Source organism: Paenibacillus terrae HPL-003, assembly GCF_000235585.1.
In the GTDB taxonomy this organism is placed as follows: Bacteria; Bacillota; Bacilli; order Paenibacillales; family Paenibacillaceae; genus Paenibacillus; species Paenibacillus terrae_B.
Genome location: NC_016641.1, coordinates 4,510,237 through 4,528,259 on the forward strand (window position 1 = coordinate 4,510,237; position 18,023 = coordinate 4,528,259).

The window sequence follows — 18,023 nt, forward strand, 5'->3', positions numbered from 1 at the left end:
CACGTCTACATCATAAATAGTTCTTCATTTCCTGTCCAATCCGCTTTCATTGTTAGCCATAACGTCATGCCAAATAAGGCGAATGACCGTGCCTTTCCCCAAAGTCGTGTCAACAGTAATTTGACCACCCATAGCTTCGATCAGCCCTTTGGATACAGCCATACCAAGACCTGTTCCGTTCGGCGTCGCAGAGGTGTTGGTCCCCCGGTAGTAACGCTCAAATAATCGGCTTACTGTATTTTCATCCATTCCTCTCCCGTTATCAGCAAATTCTATTGTGAACCCTTTACCACCTTCGCTGGATATAACCGAGACAGTAAGTGTCGTTTCGGGCGGATTATGAAGCAGAGCATTGGCAGTCAAATTGTTAATGACCCTTTCTAGCCAAGGCGTATATAGCTTAACGAAGATGTCGACAGGAGCAGGCTGGAACAAAATAGCTTCTTTCTTATAAAAAGGGTCAGTGCCCACCTGCTCTAACGTTTCCCGTAGCCAGCTATTCAACTCAATTTCCTCAGATTCTGGGGGACGGGCACCGCTTTTTAAGCGATAACTCATGGCAAGATCGTTAATCAACATATCCATGTGTGCAGATTTTTCCAGCATTGTACCCGAAAATTTACGAACTTCTTCTGCGGTCCAGTCATATTGTGGCTCAGCCAGTAAGTGCGCGTAACCTTTGATGGAAACAAGCGGTGTTTTCAGATCATGGGTGACTCCGGCAATCCACTCTTCTCTGAGACTATCGGTTTGCTGACGTAGTACCTGATCTCTTTGCAGGGTACCTGAGAGCTTATCAATAGAATCCATCACATCCGCAAAAATGAGGTAACGGCGCTTCCATTTGCCTGAACTCATCCGGCTGCGTTGAATGCCACTATGATCAACAGGCTCTTGATATACGGATTTACCGAGTGCATCGAGCCAGGAGAGCATATGAAGTAACGGGACTCCGAAGCGATGCGCCTGCCACAGTGAGAGAAGCAGGAAGGAAAGAAAAATAGCTGAGAACATGGCGACCATGGACTTTAGTATCGTTCTCTCTTCCTCGGGAGGAAGCCAGCTATTGCCTGTAGCAACACCGCCAGCATTCGGAAGACTAATGACCCATGTACGACCCGTTTCTTCCATATATTCGGAGGAGAGATGGAAGCCGTATCTTTCACTGTACATGGTGCGAAGGGAAAGCTCCTGAAGAGTATAGGCTGTCGGTGCAGATGTCGGCCGATTATAGGAAGCAAGCTCCGATCCGGTTGTATCCAGCAATTGTACGTAGCCACCAAGCTGTTTGAGACGGGCAGTGACTTCATGGGGCAATATCAGCTTTTCATCCGAAGACAATGTTCCCTGACTGCTTACTGTTTTTAATAGGGTGCCTATAGGATTAGGCTGACCATATAGCAGCGTGAAAGTTCGACCATCCTTCTCCTGCACCCAAAGAGAAAGCCCATAGGGGAAGGAGCGGGTACCTGTCCAATAAGAGACGAACTCACCGGGCGCATATTTCTTCGGTACATCTTGTGGCGTATTGTAGGACTGATCCACCTGCCCGTTTTCGTCAAGACTTTGCAGCCAGCCGCCGTTTTTCTTGACCTGCTCTAGTAAAAGTGGATCAAAGCGTATGCCGTCCTTGCCTATTTCGGAGGACGCTGCAAGCTGAGCTAATCCAGCAGAGGCAAAATCATTGGAGAGGCGGATATCGACCAAGCGTTGATACGCCCAAAAGAACGTAACAGCAGCAATCAGAAACGCAAAAGCCTCAGCGGTGGCCAACTGTAGCACGAATCGTATCATTAGCTTGCGTTTGATATTCATAACCGTCGGTAACTCCCTATTTTCGCTTGTACGAGCTTATAGCCAAGTCCTCTAACATTTACGATAAAGCATGGATTGGCAGGATCAGGTTCAATTCGTTCTCGGATGCGATGAATATGTACCATGACGGTATTGTCATCGCTTAATGCTTCTTCTCCCCAGACGGCTTCATATAGCTCGCTTTTGCTGAAAATTCGATTGGGATTTTTACATAAGAAAAGCAACAATTGGAAGACTAGCGCAGGACAGGCTACGACTGTTTGCTCAACGCGAAGCTCGCCGGCTGTTTCATCGACCTGAAAATGTCCATAGTCATAAATGGCGTTCATTTTTCTGGAGGGCTGTGCAGATCCAGATTCTTTGACAGCAAGATTGGCAGCTAGGTAACGTCGTAGTTGTGAACGTATGCGTGCAACAACCTCTAACGGATTAAACGGTTTGGTAATGTAATCATCGCCGCCAACAGCGAACCCAGTCAGCTTATCAAAATCAGATTCCCGAGCGGTTAAAAACAAGATGGGAGCATCCGTCGTTTGACGGAGAAACGGACATATTTCGATTCCACTGCGTCCTGGCAACATAACATCTAATATGATCAAATCGTAGATTTTTCCTTCACAGGCAGTAATGGCCGCTTCACCGGTCATTACCGTATCGACATTCGTGTAGCCTTCCTTATGTAGGACGGTCAGCATGAGCTCAAGAATGGATTGCTCGTCGTCGACAAGTAAAATTGCCGCATTGTTCATGCTTTCATTCCTTTCTTTTCTATCCTTATCTCTTCCATCATATCATGATTCCTCAGAGATGAACGAAGCGTTGTCTTAACGGAAGCTTAATTGTGCTCTGTAGATCTGAAAAAGAGTTAAGGCTTAGTTAAAGTGATGTTACACGGGATCTAAGACCGTCTTGTTAGAATGGGGTAGATAAAATAATAATATACACAAAAACGGGGGTGCAGCAGTGAAGAAGGCAACTAGAAAGAACAGAATGGAAATCTTCCACTATGGCAAAATGGTACTGGTGGTAAGTGCGTTTGCTGCTTTTATAACGGCATGCGGAGGTGGAGGAGAAAACTCGGAAGTGGCCAAAGACATACCGAATGAAACAACAAATACAAAGGACCAAACGGTGAAGCCAGAGGAGGTACCGGAAAAACTGCTTGAGGGCAAGTACGCGGAGGTTTATGACCAATTCAGCAATGCGTTTAAACAGCGACTGAGCGAAGCTGATTTTGTAAAAGCGGCTCCTGATTCTCTAAAAGGTGTTGATTCATTTAAGCAGGCGTCAGTCATGAAACTCAATGGCAGCGAACAACGTTCATGGATAAGCGACTCAGGGAAAACAGGGCTGATCACTGTTTTTGATGAGAAGGGAACTATATTGGGGCTTCAGGCCAAGAAACTTTCCCCTTCGCCGGAAACAGACAATCGCCTGACCAAAATCAAATACGATTGGCCATTGAAGGGGGAATGGTTTGTTACCTGGGGTGGAACCAATGCACTCGTGAATTACCACTATGAATATGAAAGCCAGCGATATGCCTATGACCTTATACAGAAAAAAGATGGCTATTCCTATAAAGGTGATCCGCTGAAAAATACAAGCTATTATGCTTTTGGACAACCGATTCTTGCGCCGGCAAGCGGAACCGTGGTCTCGGTCGTAAATAACATTCCTGATAACGAACCTGTCGGCGTGATGAACGAGAAGGTGCCTGCCGGGAATGAAGTTGTGATTGACCATGGCGGGGAATATAGCGTGCTAGCCCATATGAAGAAAGGCTCTGTCAAAGTGAAGGTAGGGGATCAGGTGAAGAGTGGCGATGAAATCGGGCTACTTGGTAATTCAGGCAATTCCAGCGAAGCACATCTTCATTTTCAGGTGTCAGACGGTGCAGATTTATTCAAGTCTCGTTCGATCAACATCAATTGGAAAAACCACATTGCCCCTGTGCAGGGAGAGACAATAACAGCCGAGTAATATCAAAAAAATTCAAATTCTCAGACAAAGGTTGATCTTCGGTTATATGATGATCAACCTTTGTTTTTTATATCCGACAACAAGTTATTGAAAAATATCGTTCTCATTACAAACCAGAATGCGATTTTAAATCCGTTGACAACTTGTATATACATGATATATTCTTGTATATACAAGAATGATGAAAGCGTTATAATGTTTAATTTAGCGAGAAAGGAACGAGTATGATGCAATCGATAAACAAAGCTTTGATTCATCAAGATACGGACTGGTGGCGCAAATCGGTGGTCTATCAGGTTTATCCCAAAAGCTTTAGTGATACAACGGGTAATGGAACAGGTGATATACGAGGATTAACACAAAAGCTGGATTATTTATATGAACTGGGTGTTGATATTATCTGGTTACAGCCGGTTTATGTTTCCCCGCAGCGTGATAACGGGTATGATGTAGCCGATTATTGCAGGATCAACCCCGATTTTGGGACTATGAAGGACTTCGAGGAATTGAGTCAGGAGATCCAAGCGCGTGGAATGCATCTGATGATAGATATTGTAGTAAATCATTCTTCGACAGAACATGTCTGGTTTCAGGAGGCACGACAATCAAGGGATAATGCATACAGGGACTATTACATTTGGCGTGATCCTGCACCCGATGGCGGGCCCCCTAACAACTGGAAGTCTAAATTCGGTGGACCCGCTTGGCAGTATGATCAAACGACAGATCAATATTTTCTAACCCTGTTTGACAAAACTCAGGCAGATCTAAACTGGGAAAATCCGAAAGTACGTCAGGAAGTCGTAAATCTGCTGGAGTTTTGGGCTGAAAAGGGAGTCAGCGGATTCCGACTGGATGTGATTAATTTAATTTCCAAAGATCAGCGATTCTTGAGTGATGATATCAGCATTGCTCCGGGCGACGGACGCAAGTACTATACGGACGGTCCGCGCGTACATGAGTACATTCACGAGTTATATGAAAAAGTATTTCAAAAGTATAATAACGTGACTGTGGGTGAGATGTCCTCAACGTCGCTGGAGCACTGCATCCGTTACTCCAATCCAGAGGAAAAAGAATTGTCCATGACCTTCAATTTTCATCATTTAAAAGTAGATTATCCGAATGGTCAAAAGTGGGAACTGATGCCCTATGATTTTGAAATGCTGAAAAGCCTATTCTCGAAATGGCAAATGGGCATGCAAAAGGGTGGCGGCTGGAGTGCATTGTTCTTTAACAATCATGATCAGCCACGAGCGATCTCCCGTTTTCTGGATGATGGCGTATACCATGCAGAAAGCGCTAAGCTGCTGGCGACCACACTACACGGACTTCAAGGAACGCCCTATATATTCCAAGGCGAAGAGATTGGTATGGCCAATCCGAAGTGGTCAGATATCGAAGAATTTCGAGATGTGGAATCTCTAAATATGTATCGTATTTTGCAAGAGCAGGGTAAGAGTGCTGAAGAAGCATTAGATATGATCCGGGAGCGATCCCGTGATAATTCGAGGACGCCGATGCAATGGGATGACAGTCCAAATGCGGGGTTCACTTCTGGTACTCCTTGGATCAAGGTAGATGAGCGTTATCCACAAATCAATGTGCAGGCCCAGTTAAAGGATCCGAACTCCATCTACCATCATTATCAAAAGCTGATCAGACTGCGCAAGGTGGTGCAAGTCATTACGGATGGGAATTATCAGCGACTGGACGAGACCCATCCTCAGATATATGCCTACCAACGCAGCAATGAAAAGGAGACTCTGATCGTTATCTCTAATTTTAGCGGGCGGGAGGCTGAATTCGATTTACCTGATTCATTTTACTCACAACTACAAGCTCAGGTATTGGCTTCAGCGGAACTGTTAATTGGCAATACCGAGCAAGTGCCGGAATTAAAGCAGTCTATCACATTGTCCCCATATGCTTCCTATATGTGGCTCCTTCGTTAGACGCAGTTTATAGTGTGGCAACAACCAATAGCCCCGGGTTCCTTACTGCCATGGCGACCGGGGCTGCTACTTTATTAAAATTAAGGGAGTGAGTTAAATGCCGATTGAAAGAGCACAGGTGGAACGAATTATAGAAGCCGTTGGCGGCAAAGATAATATTGAGGCTGCTACCCATTGTGTAACCCGTCTGAGGTTCGCCCTCTATGACGACAAGCTGGTCGATAAAGATGCATTGGATCAAAATGATTTGGTCAAAGGCCAATTTTCCTCACAAGGACAGTATCAGGTCGTCATTGGGCCAGGTCTGGTTGATAAGGTGTATGACGAAATGATTGCAATTACAGGCGGCAACCGGGCTTCCAAAGATGATGTTAAAAATGCGGCCAGCAAGAAACAGAATCCGATTCAGCGTGCTATCAAGACACTGGCAGATATTTTTATCCCTATACTGCCCGCCATTGTGACCGCAGGCTTACTGCTTGGAATTAATAATATTTTGACAGGCCAGGGGATTTTCTTCGAGGGAATGTCTCTGGTTCAGGTCTATCCACAATGGACTGATTTTGCTGCAATTATTAATACGATCGCCAGTACCGCCTTTACGTTCCTGCCTGCCTTGATCGGATGGTCGGCAGTTATACGGTTTGGTGGTAGCCCGTTACTCGGGATTGTACTTGGTCTGATTCTGGTTCATCCAGACCTGCTCAGTGCTTACAGTTATGCAGATGCAGTTACGAAGGGAACGGTTCCAGTATGGAATCTGTTCGGCTGGGAAGTGAACAAAATCGGTTATCAAGGCCAGGTTCTGCCGGTTCTCGTATCCGCTTACGTGTTGGCACAAATTGAAAAATTCTTGAACAACAGAATAGCCGATTCATTTAAGCTGTTATTAGTCGCACCGATTACATTATTAATTACGGGATTTCTTGCATTTACGGTTATCGGACCGGTTACTTTTATGATCGGTAATGCGATTACGAGCGGTCTTGTATACGTTTTCGCTCTGGCTCCTGCGCTGGGAGGGCTGATTTATGGAGGTCTTTACGCGCTGCTCGTCATTACGGGAATGCACCATACTTTCTTGGCCGTAGACGTACAATTAATTGGAACACAGGGCGGTACCTTCCTATGGCCGATGCTGGCCCTTTCCAACATCGCTCAGGGTGCTGGTGCACTGGCTATGATGCTGGTATTAAAGGATCAGAAGGGCAAAGGGCTAGCCTTTACCTCATCCGTGTCTGCTTTTCTGGGTGTCACGGAACCGGCGATCTTTGGGGTAAACATCCGTTATAAATATCCATTTGTATTCGGAATGATAGGTTCTGGTATTGCAGGTGTATTGCTAACGGTGAATCATGTCATGGCTTCTTCAATCGGTGTTGGGGGGATTCCAGGTTTCCTGTCTATTTTCCCTATGAACTGGGGCGTGTTCTTCATTGGAATGGCGATCGTGCTAATTCTGCCGTTCAGCTTAACTTTAGCGTATGGAAAATTACTAAATAAGCGTCAGCAAATATCAGATCTGACTAAGGCAGAGTCGCCAAATGCTAACATACCTGCCGAGACAAAAGGCGCTGACCATAAGACTTCCGCGCTCGATGTACTTGAAGTCATGACTCCGGTCCGGGGACGTATTGTGCCTCTGGAACAGGTTCCTGATCCGGCTTTTGCCGAGCGTCAGATGGGACAAGGAATTGCGGTGCAACCAGAGGAGGGTAAAATTTTTGCCCCTTTCAGTGGAAAGGTCATCCATATTATGACGAAGAGCAACCATGCCCTGATTCTGGAGCATACGTCAGGTGTACAGATTCTGGTGCATGTGGGCGTTAACACCGTGTCGCTAAAGGGTGAAGGTTTCACTATGCATGTGAAGACAGATCAAACCGTCGAACAAGGACAATTGCTGATGGAATTCGACCGTGATCTAATCCAGAAATCCGGATACCCGATTATTACACCAGTAATTGTTCCAGATGGTCAGGAAATAATTGAGTCGATTGAAGAACTACCAGGTGAGGCGAACGATTTGCAATATATCTCTATGAAAATTCACTTAAAGCCTTTATCTGTAGGCAAAGAATAAATCACAAACTTAAAAAGAATATAGGTCGCCAAATTGAAGTGAAAGAATGCTACAATAAACGTGGTGATGATAATTGACAACGAATATTTTTCTGCAAATTTATCAGGATTATTTGGAACGAATCCGGGCAGGTGAATTAGCCTCAGGCACGAAGATGCCCTCTGAAAATGAACTGGCCAGGGAATATAATACTTCCCGTGAGACCGTACGTAAGGCACTTCACTTGCTTGCGCAAAATGGGTATATCCATAAAATAAAAGCTAAAGGCTCCTTTGTACTGGATATCGGGCGTATGGATTTTCCAGTTGGCGGATTGGTCAGCTTCAAAGAGATGTCCGAACGAATCGGGCGTAAATCACGTACGGTTGTGCATGAGAATCGCTTGATTCCGGCTTCAGAAGAAATAGCCGGTCATCTTGAGCTCGACAAGCATAGGCATCTTGTCTGGGAAGTGATTCGCGCACGTGAGATTGAAGACGAATCCGTTATTCTGGATAAAGATTATTTTCGATCAGATATTGTGCCTGTGCTTACCAAGGAGATTAGCAGCGGATCCATTTATGAATATCTGGAGAATGAGCTTCATCTTCGAATTAGTTATGCCAAAAAAGTAGTGTCCGTAGAAGATGCAAGCGAAGAAGATCATAAGCTGATGGATCTCAACAACTATATTCACGTGGTAGTAGTGCGCAATTATGTCTATCTGGAAGATACTACCTTGTTCCAGTACACCGAGTCAAGGCATCGGCTGGACAAATTCCAATTTGTCAACTTTGCCAGACGTGCTAACGGGGAAGAGAAAAAATCGGATCTATCCAGAAACCCTGTCTTTTGAAGACGAGGGTTTCTTTTTTGTATAAATTGAACTCGATAAATGCACATTAAAACGAGGAAACCTCCATGAACGGGGAAAAGAATAATATTAAAAAACACTTGACATGAAACGCGTTACAAAACTTAGAATTGAATATAGAAACACTTTATAACACATTAGCATAAGGGGACGAAGTCCTACCCTAGTTAATGAAAAACATAAGTAAAGGCGGAGAGAACAATGAGTACACAGTTTCCAAAAGATTTCCTGTGGGGCGGCGCAGTTGCTGCCAATCAGCTCGAAGGCGCTTATCAAGAAGATGGAAAAGGCTGGTCTATTCAGGATGTAACCCCTCGTGGTGGTTGGGGAGCAATTACGGATGTGCCAACAGAAGATAATATGAAGTTGATTGGTATTGATTTTTATCATCATTATAAAGAAGATATTAAACTTTTTGCAGAAATGGGTTTCAAGGTGTTTCGGACCTCTATCGCATGGTCGCGTATTTTTCCAAAAGGGGACGAGCTGGAGCCTAACGAAAAAGGACTGCAATTTTATGATGATTTGTTTGACGAGCTTCATAAATATGGTATTGAACCACTCGTTACATTATCTCACTATGAAACACCATTACATTTGTCCAGAGAATACGACGGTTGGGTAAACCGCAAGCTTGTTGATTTTTATGAGCGCTATGCTACAACCGTATTTAAACGCTACAAAAATAAAGTAAAATACTGGTTGACATTTAATGAAATCAACTCCATTCTTGAAGCTCCATTCATGAGCGGCGGGATTAGCACACCAAAAGATCAGCTTACTAAGCAAGATCTGTATCAAGCCATTCACCATGAGCTTGTGGCGAGTGCAAGAGCGGTGAAAATCGGTCATCAAATCAACCCTGATTTCAAAATTGGTTGTATGGTGCTAAGCATGCCTACTTATCCGCTGACACCTAATCCAGACGATGTGATCGCTGCGATGGAGTTTGATCACAGAAACATGGCTTTTGCGGATATTCATGCAAGAGGTCAATACCCAGGTTATATGAAACGTTTCTTTAAAGAAAACGGAATCTCTATTCATTTTGAACCGGGTGATGCCGAAGATTTGAAGCATACGGTTGATTTTATCTCGTTCAGCTATTATATGAGCACTTGTGAGACAGCCGACGAAGCTAAAAAAGTCCAAGGTGAAGGTAACATCCTCGGTGGTGTCAGCAATCCGCATCTCGAGGCAAGCGAGTGGGGCTGGCAAATTGATCCCCAAGGCTTGCGTTATGTACTGAACACATTCTATGACCGCTTCCAAAAACCACTATTCATTGTTGAAAATGGTTTGGGCGCCGTTGACGAGCTGATCACCAATGAAAAAGGTGAAAAAACCGTTGAAGATGACTATCGGATTAACTATCTGAATGATCATCTGGTTCAAGTCGGGGAAGCCATTGACGACGGAGTAGAAGTTATGGGTTATACGTCTTGGGGTTGCATCGATGTTGTTAGTGCATCGACAGCTCAGCTTAAAAAACGTTATGGTTATATTTATGTAGACCGTCATGATGATGGAAGCGGCACACTTGAAAGATATCGGAAGAAATCGTTCCATTGGTACAAAGATGTTATTTCGACCAATGGTGCAAGCTTGCGACGGAAATAAAAGGATGCTTGCTTGATCAGACCTGCTATGATCCTCTGATGGTAGACAGTGAAAAAAGTTTCAAGCAGACAACGAAAAAGAATTTTATACAGCGACCGCTTCCTGCTATTGTACAGGGAAGCGGTCGCTTACTTTTGTTTGCATCACAAACAGGCCCTTAGCTGATAATTTTATTACTGACGAGTGATTGTCAGAAGACTATGATACGGTAAGGAGCATATTCAGGAAGGAATGAACCATTATGAAACTTATGTTTGTATCGGATATTCACGGCTCGTTGCACTGGTTACAATTGGCACTGGAAAAATTCAGGGAGGAAAAAGCGGACCGTCTTGTCCTGCTCGGAGACTATATGTACCATGGACCACGTAATCGGCTACCGGAAGGGTATAATCCGGCGGAAGTGGCCGCTGTGCTGAATCAGTACAAGTCTCATATTGCAGTGGCCGTACGCGGAAACTGCGATGCAGAAGTGGATCAGATGCTGCTGGAGTTCCCGATGATGGGCGATTATGCTTTATTGTACCATGAAGGTCGGCGCATCTATGTCACGCACGGACATGGCTTCAGTATCGGTAACTTACCACCATTGGAAACGGGGGATGTGTTCATCCAGGGACATACCCATATTCCGGTAGCGGATGTGGAAAAGGGCGTTTTTGTACTGAACCCTGGTTCGATAGCGTTGCCGAAGGAAAACTATCCTCCATCCTATGGGTTATTGGAGGGAGTGCAATTCACGGTTAAGGATTTTGATGGCGACACGATTAAAACGATCACATTTTCATTGTAATTCATTTTAGCTTGAATGGGATCCGTTCAAAACTTTTTTGATCTGATTGAGACAAAGATCATATTATTGTATGATAGGAACGGAGTCTACATTACGAAAAAGAAAGAGAGTTTCAACACATGCAAATTAAGGATTCACAGTATAAGATGCCGCCTGAATGGGCACCGCATGAACGTACGTATATTTCCTGGCCTGTACAGTCTTCCATGGTCTACCCGGATATGCATGCTGATGTATGCAAGGGCTACGCTGGAATTATACGCGCCATGGCAGAGTTCGAACCAGTTACCGTGGTGGTAAATCCATCTGATTTGGAGAGCGTCCAAGCGCTTGAGCTCGGGGAACGAGTGGAGCTGCTACCGATAGAGCATAGCGATGCGTGGCTGCGCGACAACGGCCCTACTTTTCTAACGAATGAGCAAGGGCAGTTGGCAGGAGTGAACTGGAAGTTCAATGCCTGGGGCGGCAAATACGCCCCGTGGGACCTGGACGATCAGGTAGCGCCGCAAATTTTGGACACGCTTGGATTACCGAGGTTTGATGCACCGCTTGTGATGGAAGGCGGTTCACTGCACATAGACGGCGAAGGCACACTGATTACAACGGAAGAGTGTTTGTTGAATCCGAACCGCAATCCGGAATTAAGTAGGGAAGAAATCGAACAATATGTTTGTGAATATACAGGCGTTGAGAAGATTATTTGGCTGAAACGTGGACTTAGTGGCGACGAAACGGATGGGCATGTGGACAATATTGCTTGCTTTGCTGCTCCCGGCAAGGTCATTATGCAAGTATGCGATGATCCTATGGATGAAAATTACAAAATCACGCAGGAAAATCTGCGCATTCTGGAGCAGGCAACGGATGCAAAAGGCCGCAAGCTGGAAGTGATCCAAATCGGGCAACCGCCGCGCGTGGATTTTGACGACAGTCGGTTGACGCTGAGCTATATCAACTTCTATTTTGTGAACGGCGGCATTATTTTGCCGGTGTTTGGCGGCACTGCTACTGAAAGCGACCGCGCAGCTGAGCAGGTGCTGGCAAATGTATTTCCTGAACGTACCATTCGTACCGTGGACGGCATGGCGGTCATCCGTGAAGGTGGTAACGTACACTGCACTACTCAGCAGATGCCTGCTGTAAATAATTGAACTATATAAACATTCATGAGGAGGACTGACGTGAGAAAAGTAAAAGTGGCAGCAACCCAAATGAGCTGCTCTACCAACATTGATGAAAATATAAGCAAAGCTGAGAAGCTGGTACGTGAAGCGGCTGCGCAAGGCGCGCAGATTATTTTACTTCAGGAATTGTTCGAGACTCCGTACTTCTGCCAGAAGGAAAAGTCCGATTATTTTGCATATGCAACCGAGCTCGAGCATAACAAGGCGGTTAACCATTTTAAGAAGATTGCCAAGGAATTGCAGGTTGTGCTGCCAATCAGCTTTTATGAGAAAAAAAACTACGCCCGCTACAACAGCCTTGCTGTGATTGATGCGGATGGTGAAGTGTTGGGTAAATACCGCAAGAGCCATATCCCGGATGGTCCCGGGTATGAGGAAAAGTTTTATTTTAATCCGGGAGATACCGGTTTTAAAGTATGGAATACACGATATGCCAAAATTGGGATAGGCGTTTGTTGGGATCAGTGGTATCCTGAAGCTGCCCGTTGTATGGCGCTGATGGGTGCAGAAATTTTGTTCTATCCAACAGCCATTGGTTCGGAACCGCAGGATTCTTCCATTGACTCCAAGGATCACTGGCAGACTTGCATGCTCGGGCATGCTGCCTCCAATCTGATTCCAGTCATTGCTTCCAACCGCATTGGAACTGAAACGGATGAGGACTCCAGTATCACATTCTACGGTTCATCCTTTATTGCTGGGCCACAGGGTAACAAAATTGCAGAAGCTGGTCGTACCGATCAGGAAGTGCTTACTGCTGAATTTGATCTGGACGAGCTGGAAGTGGGGCGGATTGAATGGGGCATTTTCCGTGACCGCCGCCCGGAACTATACAAAATGATTGCTACCTATGATGGTGATTTAAAAGTATAACATTTATACGAACATAGACAAGGTTCCCCTTACTGATAAGCCAAGGCATTTCCCTCATTCGGATTCGCTCGGCTTTTCGGGAAGGGGATTTTTTGAATGCTTGAGCGAACAGAATGGGGCACTTTCTGCTATTTTACCAGACGAGGCTAATCCACTGTGAATAGTGCTGATTATCCCGTTATACATGATTATTAAAGTCATCTTAAGTAAAGCATATTTGCTTTTTTATAAAGATAAATGGGAAAATTTATGATTGATCTTGAATATTTAGCATATATATATCTACTTTTGCCCAAACGTACACATGTCCTCGCCCATGTGTACGTTTTTTTTACTTCAGTATTTTGTAAAATGGCTTGAGAAACAATCTTACTTATTTTTAACTAAGCTACAAAGTGATAAAATAAAATGAGTTTGCACTAAAGGAATAAAGAGGTGGACTATGGGCAAAGAATCCAATGAACATGATCAAGATGTAGATTTAAAAATAAACGATAGCGAAAATGATCGACTTAACATATCCAGAGTACCTATTATATTGTGGATTATTTTGATCTATTTCGATGGGATTGTTTTTCAAAATGTATCCAAAACACTCCCACTTCAAACTATATTGTTCTCTTTGGTAATGATGCTGCATGTACTTTTGTACTGGCATGTTCGTAAAATTCTACAATACGGTTCATGGACTTATTTTATAATTCAAGCAGGAATCATCTTTTCAAGCGCTCTTCTTCTACCTGACAGTTTTCCGATTGTACTGGTTGGGTTAATCCCGATTTTAATCGGTCAAAGCATCGGTATTTATTATCAAATCAAAAAGGTTGTAATGATTTTTTTTGGTTTCTACCTTATTTTTTGCCTTGCTCTTGTATGGCGTCACGATGCCGAGAACTCTGTACTGTTTATTGCGTTGCTTATTCTTATTGTTATTGTCGTAGCTGCTTATTCTGTTCTTTTCTACAGACAAGTCAATGCGCGGATTCGTACCCAAAACTTTCTTAATGAACTGGAGCTTGCACATCAAAAAGTGGAAGAGCTTACGTTAGCCAATGAGCGGCAACGCATGGCCCGGGATCTGCATGACACACTGGCTCAAGGTCTTGCTGGCCTGATTATGCAGATGGAAGCCGTAGATGCCCATCTGACAAAAGGCAGCTCGCAGAGAGCCCATGAAATCGTTCAACAGTCCATGTCCCAGGCGCGCAAGGCTTTGGCTGACTCACGACGTGCTATAGACAATCTGCGTTCAAAATCGGCTTCGGAAGTCGACTTTGCTGATGCAGTCCGGGAAGAAGCGCAGCGTTTTACGATGGCTACCGGCATTCGAACAGCAGTGGACATCAAGATTAAATCTTCGGTATCCAGGCTGTTGATTGAGCATGGGCTACACATCATAAGCGAATGTCTTACGAACGTAGCCAAGCATTCGCATGCCAAGAACGTATGGATCAATATTTTGGATAATCAAGGTATGATTTCTATGGGGGTCCGTGACGATGGAAAAGGCTTTAATCCAGATAATATTGCCAAACAAGCAGGACATTATGGATTAATAGGCATTCATGAACGGACGCGTTTGCTGGGCGGAACGATTCATATTAACAGCACAGTTCAGGAAGGCACGTCTATTAAAGTTGAGGCACCTCTTCTAAAGGAGACATAACATGAAATTTAAAATATTAATCGTAGATGATCATTGGGTGGTTAGAGAAGGGCTAAAGCTTGTTCTAGAGACAAATGACAGCTACGAAGTTGTGGGTGAAGCGGAAGAAGGGGCAACAGCACTTACCCTGATTGAGGAACTTCAGCCGGATGTCATCCTAATGGATCTATATATGCCTCAAATGAGTGGGTTGGAAACGATGAAGGCTTTAAAAGAGCGGCAAAATGAAACACCTGTTATTATCCTGACTACCTATAACGAAGATGATTTAATGATTCAGGGACTCTCCTTGGGGGCGAAAGGCTATTTATTAAAAGATACCAGCCGTGAGAATCTATTTCGGACGATTGAATCCGCGTTAAGGGGAGAGACACTTCTTCAGCCGGAAATTACAGCAAGAGTTTTTGCTAAAACAAGTAAGAGAGAGGTCAAAAGCGAGCAGCATGAAGATACTTCAATTCTGACCGAGAAAGAAAGGATTATATTACAGTCCGTTGCACGGGGTCTTAGGAGCAAAGAAATTGCGTTCGACATAGGAATTTCGGAGCGGACCGTGAAAGCACATTTAACGAATATTTACAATAAACTGGGTGTCGATTCCCGATCTGAAGCGGTAGCCGTGTCTTTGGAACGAGGCATTTTGCACCTTTGAAATTGGTAAATAAAAACATATGTCATTTCGAATTTGCCCTATCGTACATAAGGTGCTTGCCCTTATGTACGATTTTTTTGTTTATAAACTGCATTACTGGTCATGTATCAAAGATTTGTTGTCGCGTCTGATTGCGGTATTGCAAAGGCGTTAAAGAAGTGCCCTTTTTGAACTGCTTGCAAAAGTAAGAAGAGTCGGTAAAGCCGACAAGAGATGCGATTTCCCCGACGGAGTGACGTTCTTCTGCCAGAAGCTTCATTGCTTTTTGGACCCTGATGGAGAGCAGCAATTGCAAAGGGCTCAGTCCGTATTTTTTCTTTACGGAGCGGATGATATGAGCCGGATGAAAGGAATGCTGGGCAGCAAGCTGGTTCAAATCGAAAGCTTTCTGATAATGCGAAGAAAAATAATCGAAAATTTCATCCGCCAGTTCCTTTTCTTTTTCGTGTTCACGTAAATCACAAAAAATCGTTAATATTTTCAGAAATAACTGTTGGTATTCGATCTGGGATTTTGTCGATGAATAAAACAGCTTCTCATTATGATATTTGTCAATTTTGACCTGTGAAATGCTGTCCATATAATTCTTGAGAGTTTCATGCAGACTATCGTCAATCCTTCCGTATTGGGGAAGCGAAATATAAAACACATCTTTTTTATAGTATTTCGTTTTGTTCATTTTAGAATCGACATGAGTGATGGGATTATCGGAATAGAAGAAATCTCCCGTTGTATAGAAATGAACCCAGGAGAAGGTCGTATCGGAAGTACAGGCTTTGTAGCCTTTATGCAGGTTGCCAGGTGTCAAAATTAAATATTGGCCGGGCTCGATCGTATATTTGCGCCCATCCTCTTCCAGATAAAGAGCTCCCGAAAAGACGAATATCAGGTCAAAGGTATGCTCAAGAACGCGGCGTTCGTGAAGATCTCCTTTTCGGAACAGCGATACCCCCCCGACGATAAGATGAGGCAAAGGAGGACAACTGAAATGGATGTATAGCAATTCTACCACCTCGAATCAATTTTATTATATAAACCATAGCATAGAAACGTCGAAATGATCAATGAATTCAAAATTCAGGCTGGAAATAAGTGTGATATTCACGAATCAAAAAAAATTAAAATGATAATAATGTTATATTTTTAAAGCTAATAATATTATATTTTTGGTTTATTTTAATGATTTTATTCCCCCTTTCAGGGTGTCATACTTATATCCATAAGTCGGTCCGCTTAAAAAGTTTAGCGCTTTCATTCAGTCGACGGAATGAGCCTGTCATTTCATAATTTACCGGGGGGGAAGAAGGGTGCAAGTCTTAAAAAACTATAAATTTTCGATTATACTGCTGGCTGGTGTTTTAGTGGGCGCGATCGCTGGCACGATTATGGGTGAAAAATCTGCAGTTCTGCAGCCCTTTGCAGATGTTTTTCTGAACATGGTATTTGTGATTATTGTGCCGCTAGTGTTTGTGTCCATAGCCGGTTCTATAGCGAGCATGACCAATTTGAAAAAGCTGGGGAAAATATTGGGCATTTTCTTTTTGGTGGTGGTGGTTACGGGCATCATTACTGCTGTTTTGGCATTGATCACCGGTCTGATCTTTAATCCGGCCCTGAACGCTGAGGTTAGCTTTGGGAAGGCTGTTCAAGATCAGGCGGCTGCTTCGCTGGACATTGTCGGTTTGATAACTGTAAGCGATTTCGTTGAATTGTTGTCCTTAAAGCATATGATGGCCTTGATTGTTTTTGCAATCCTGTTTGGAATTTCCGTAAGCTCCATTGGAGAAGAGGGAGCTCCGGTTTCCAAATTGCTTAGTAGTTTATCCTCTGTGTTGAATAAAATCGTTTCCATTGTTATGTATTACGCTCCTGTAGGCATTGCCTGCTATTTCGCGACACTAATCGGCAAGGTAGGCAATCAAATTGTCTGGTCTGTTGCCCGGGCATCCATTATTTACGTGGTTTTTTGTATATTGTTTTTCATTCTGTTCTCCTTTTTGGCCACTTATTTTGGCGGAGGTAAAACCGGAATCAAGCGTTTTTGGAAAAATATATGGCTGCCGCTTACCACGGCGATGGGAACATGCAGCAGTACGGCTTGTATCCCTGTGAACAGACTGGCCGTGAAGCAAATGGGTATTCCCGATGAAATCGGCGACATTATCGTGCCGCTTGGCGCAAACATGCACAAAAATGGTGTAGTCGCCGTTCAAATGATCAAAATTATTTTCTTGTTCGGGATTTTTAATATGACGATGGGCACGGGAGATATGATCAAGGCCGTTCTGGTAGCTTTGATAAGCGGAATTATTGTAGGTACAATTCCCAGCGGTGGTTTTATTGGGGAACTGTTCATCTGTACCGCCTTCGGCTTTCCGATGGAAGCGGTTCCGATCCTGGTTATTTTGGGAACGATTACAGACCCGTTTTGCACTATGGTAAATGTAACCGGCGATCCGGCCTTTTGCATGGTGATTTCACGGATTATCGAGGGCAAGAACTGGATCAAACAAAAAATAGGCGCTGTAACACAGGCGTAGAGTATA

At 44.0% G+C, this 18,023-nt stretch carries 14 protein-coding genes; 11 read left to right on the top strand and 3 right to left on the bottom strand.

What is annotated here, in order from left to right:
* Nucleotides 1-24: 24 nt before the first annotated feature.
* Together HPL003_RS20285 and HPL003_RS20290 are read right to left on the bottom strand one after the other, a co-directional pair.
* Nucleotides 25-1,815, bottom strand: coding sequence for a sensor histidine kinase (locus HPL003_RS20285; protein ID WP_014281623.1), 1,791 nt, complete (start codon nucleotides 1,813-1,815; stop codon nucleotides 25-27).
* Nucleotides 1,812-2,564, bottom strand: a complete 753-nt coding sequence (locus HPL003_RS20290; protein WP_014281624.1) for a response regulator transcription factor — start codon at nucleotides 2,562-2,564, stop codon at nucleotides 1,812-1,814. The genes HPL003_RS20285 and HPL003_RS20290 overlap by 4 nt, the downstream gene beginning before the upstream one ends.
* A gap of 214 nt (nucleotides 2,565-2,778) precedes the next feature.
* Here HPL003_RS20290 and HPL003_RS20295 point away from each other — a divergent pair, with 214 nt between their 5' ends.
* From HPL003_RS20295 to HPL003_RS20340, 10 genes are all read left to right on the top strand, one after another.
* Nucleotides 2,779-3,798: a peptidoglycan DD-metalloendopeptidase family protein gene (locus HPL003_RS20295; protein ID WP_238533401.1), complete on the top strand. Its 1,020-nt coding sequence runs from the start codon at nucleotides 2,779-2,781 to the stop codon at nucleotides 3,796-3,798.
* 227 nt (nucleotides 3,799-4,025) lie between these two features.
* Nucleotides 4,026-5,753: an alpha,alpha-phosphotrehalase gene (treC, locus tag HPL003_RS20300; RefSeq protein ID WP_043922822.1), complete on the top strand. Its 1,728-nt coding sequence runs from the start codon at nucleotides 4,026-4,028 to the stop codon at nucleotides 5,751-5,753.
* A gap of 97 nt (nucleotides 5,754-5,850) precedes the next feature.
* On the top strand, nucleotides 5,851-7,836 hold the full coding sequence (gene treP, locus HPL003_RS20305) for a PTS system trehalose-specific EIIBC component (protein WP_014281627.1): 1,986 nt from the start codon (nucleotides 5,851-5,853) through the stop codon (nucleotides 7,834-7,836).
* A 73-nt stretch (nucleotides 7,837-7,909) separates the two neighbouring features.
* Nucleotides 7,910-8,671, top strand: a complete 762-nt coding sequence (gene treR / locus HPL003_RS20310) for a trehalose operon repressor (RefSeq protein ID WP_014281628.1) — start codon at nucleotides 7,910-7,912, stop codon at nucleotides 8,669-8,671.
* Between the two features lie 219 nt (nucleotides 8,672-8,890).
* On the top strand, nucleotides 8,891-10,309 hold the full coding sequence (locus HPL003_RS20315; RefSeq protein ID WP_014281629.1) for a glycoside hydrolase family 1 protein: 1,419 nt from the start codon (nucleotides 8,891-8,893) through the stop codon (nucleotides 10,307-10,309).
* A gap of 241 nt (nucleotides 10,310-10,550) precedes the next feature.
* A complete protein-coding gene (yfcE, locus tag HPL003_RS20320; protein WP_014281631.1) occupies nucleotides 10,551-11,102 on the top strand; it encodes a phosphodiesterase in 552 nt (183 codons plus the stop codon).
* Between the two features lie 119 nt (nucleotides 11,103-11,221).
* Nucleotides 11,222-12,253, top strand: a complete 1,032-nt coding sequence (locus HPL003_RS20325; RefSeq protein ID WP_014281632.1) for an agmatine deiminase family protein — start codon at nucleotides 11,222-11,224, stop codon at nucleotides 12,251-12,253.
* 30 nt (nucleotides 12,254-12,283) lie between these two features.
* Nucleotides 12,284-13,159 carry an N-carbamoylputrescine amidase gene (aguB, locus tag HPL003_RS20330; RefSeq protein ID WP_014281633.1) on the top strand — a complete coding sequence of 292 codons (876 nt, stop codon included), beginning with the start codon at nucleotides 12,284-12,286 and terminating at the stop codon, nucleotides 13,157-13,159.
* Nucleotides 13,160-13,601: 442 nt separating this feature from the next.
* The gene (locus HPL003_RS20335; RefSeq protein WP_014281634.1) at nucleotides 13,602-14,825 is read left to right on the top strand and encodes a sensor histidine kinase; all 1,224 of its coding nucleotides are present in this window, start codon (nucleotides 13,602-13,604) and stop codon (nucleotides 14,823-14,825) included.
* Nucleotide 14,826: 1 nt separating this feature from the next.
* Nucleotides 14,827-15,477: a response regulator gene (locus HPL003_RS20340; protein WP_014281635.1), complete on the top strand. Its 651-nt coding sequence runs from the start codon at nucleotides 14,827-14,829 to the stop codon at nucleotides 15,475-15,477.
* Between the two features lie 100 nt (nucleotides 15,478-15,577).
* Here HPL003_RS20340 and HPL003_RS20345 read toward each other — a convergent pair whose 3' ends face one another.
* Nucleotides 15,578-16,480, bottom strand: a complete 903-nt coding sequence (locus HPL003_RS20345; RefSeq protein ID WP_014281636.1) for a helix-turn-helix domain-containing protein — start codon at nucleotides 16,478-16,480, stop codon at nucleotides 15,578-15,580.
* Between the two features lie 304 nt (nucleotides 16,481-16,784).
* Here HPL003_RS20345 and HPL003_RS20350 point away from each other — a divergent pair, with 304 nt between their 5' ends.
* A complete protein-coding gene (locus HPL003_RS20350; RefSeq protein WP_014281637.1) occupies nucleotides 16,785-18,017 on the top strand; it encodes a dicarboxylate/amino acid:cation symporter in 1,233 nt (410 codons plus the stop codon).
* Nucleotides 18,018-18,023 lie beyond the last annotated feature (6 nt).

What these genes read in the sequence shown, in the direction of transcription:
- HPL003_RS20315 (WP_014281629.1), top strand. Translation starts at nt 8,891, where the DNA reads ATGAGTACACAGTTTCCAAAAGATTTCCTGTGGGGCGGCGCAGTTGCT.
- HPL003_RS20325 (WP_014281632.1), top strand. Translation starts at nt 11,222, where the DNA reads ATGCAAATTAAGGATTCACAGTATAAGATGCCGCCTGAATGGGCACCG.
- HPL003_RS20340 (WP_014281635.1), top strand. Translation starts at nt 14,827, where the DNA reads ATGAAATTTAAAATATTAATCGTAGATGATCATTGGGTGGTTAGAGAA.
- yfcE (WP_014281631.1), top strand. Translation starts at nt 10,551, where the DNA reads ATGAAACTTATGTTTGTATCGGATATTCACGGCTCGTTGCACTGGTTA.
- treP (WP_014281627.1), top strand. Translation starts at nt 5,851, where the DNA reads ATGCCGATTGAAAGAGCACAGGTGGAACGAATTATAGAAGCCGTTGGC.
- HPL003_RS20335 (WP_014281634.1), top strand. Translation starts at nt 13,602, where the DNA reads ATGGGCAAAGAATCCAATGAACATGATCAAGATGTAGATTTAAAAATA.
- HPL003_RS20285 (WP_014281623.1), bottom strand. Translation starts at nt 1,815, where the DNA reads ATGAATATCAAACGCAAGCTAATGATACGATTCGTGCTACAGTTGGCC.
- treC (WP_043922822.1), top strand. Translation starts at nt 4,026, where the DNA reads ATGCAATCGATAAACAAAGCTTTGATTCATCAAGATACGGACTGGTGG.
- HPL003_RS20290 (WP_014281624.1), bottom strand. Translation starts at nt 2,564, where the DNA reads ATGAACAATGCGGCAATTTTACTTGTCGACGACGAGCAATCCATTCTT.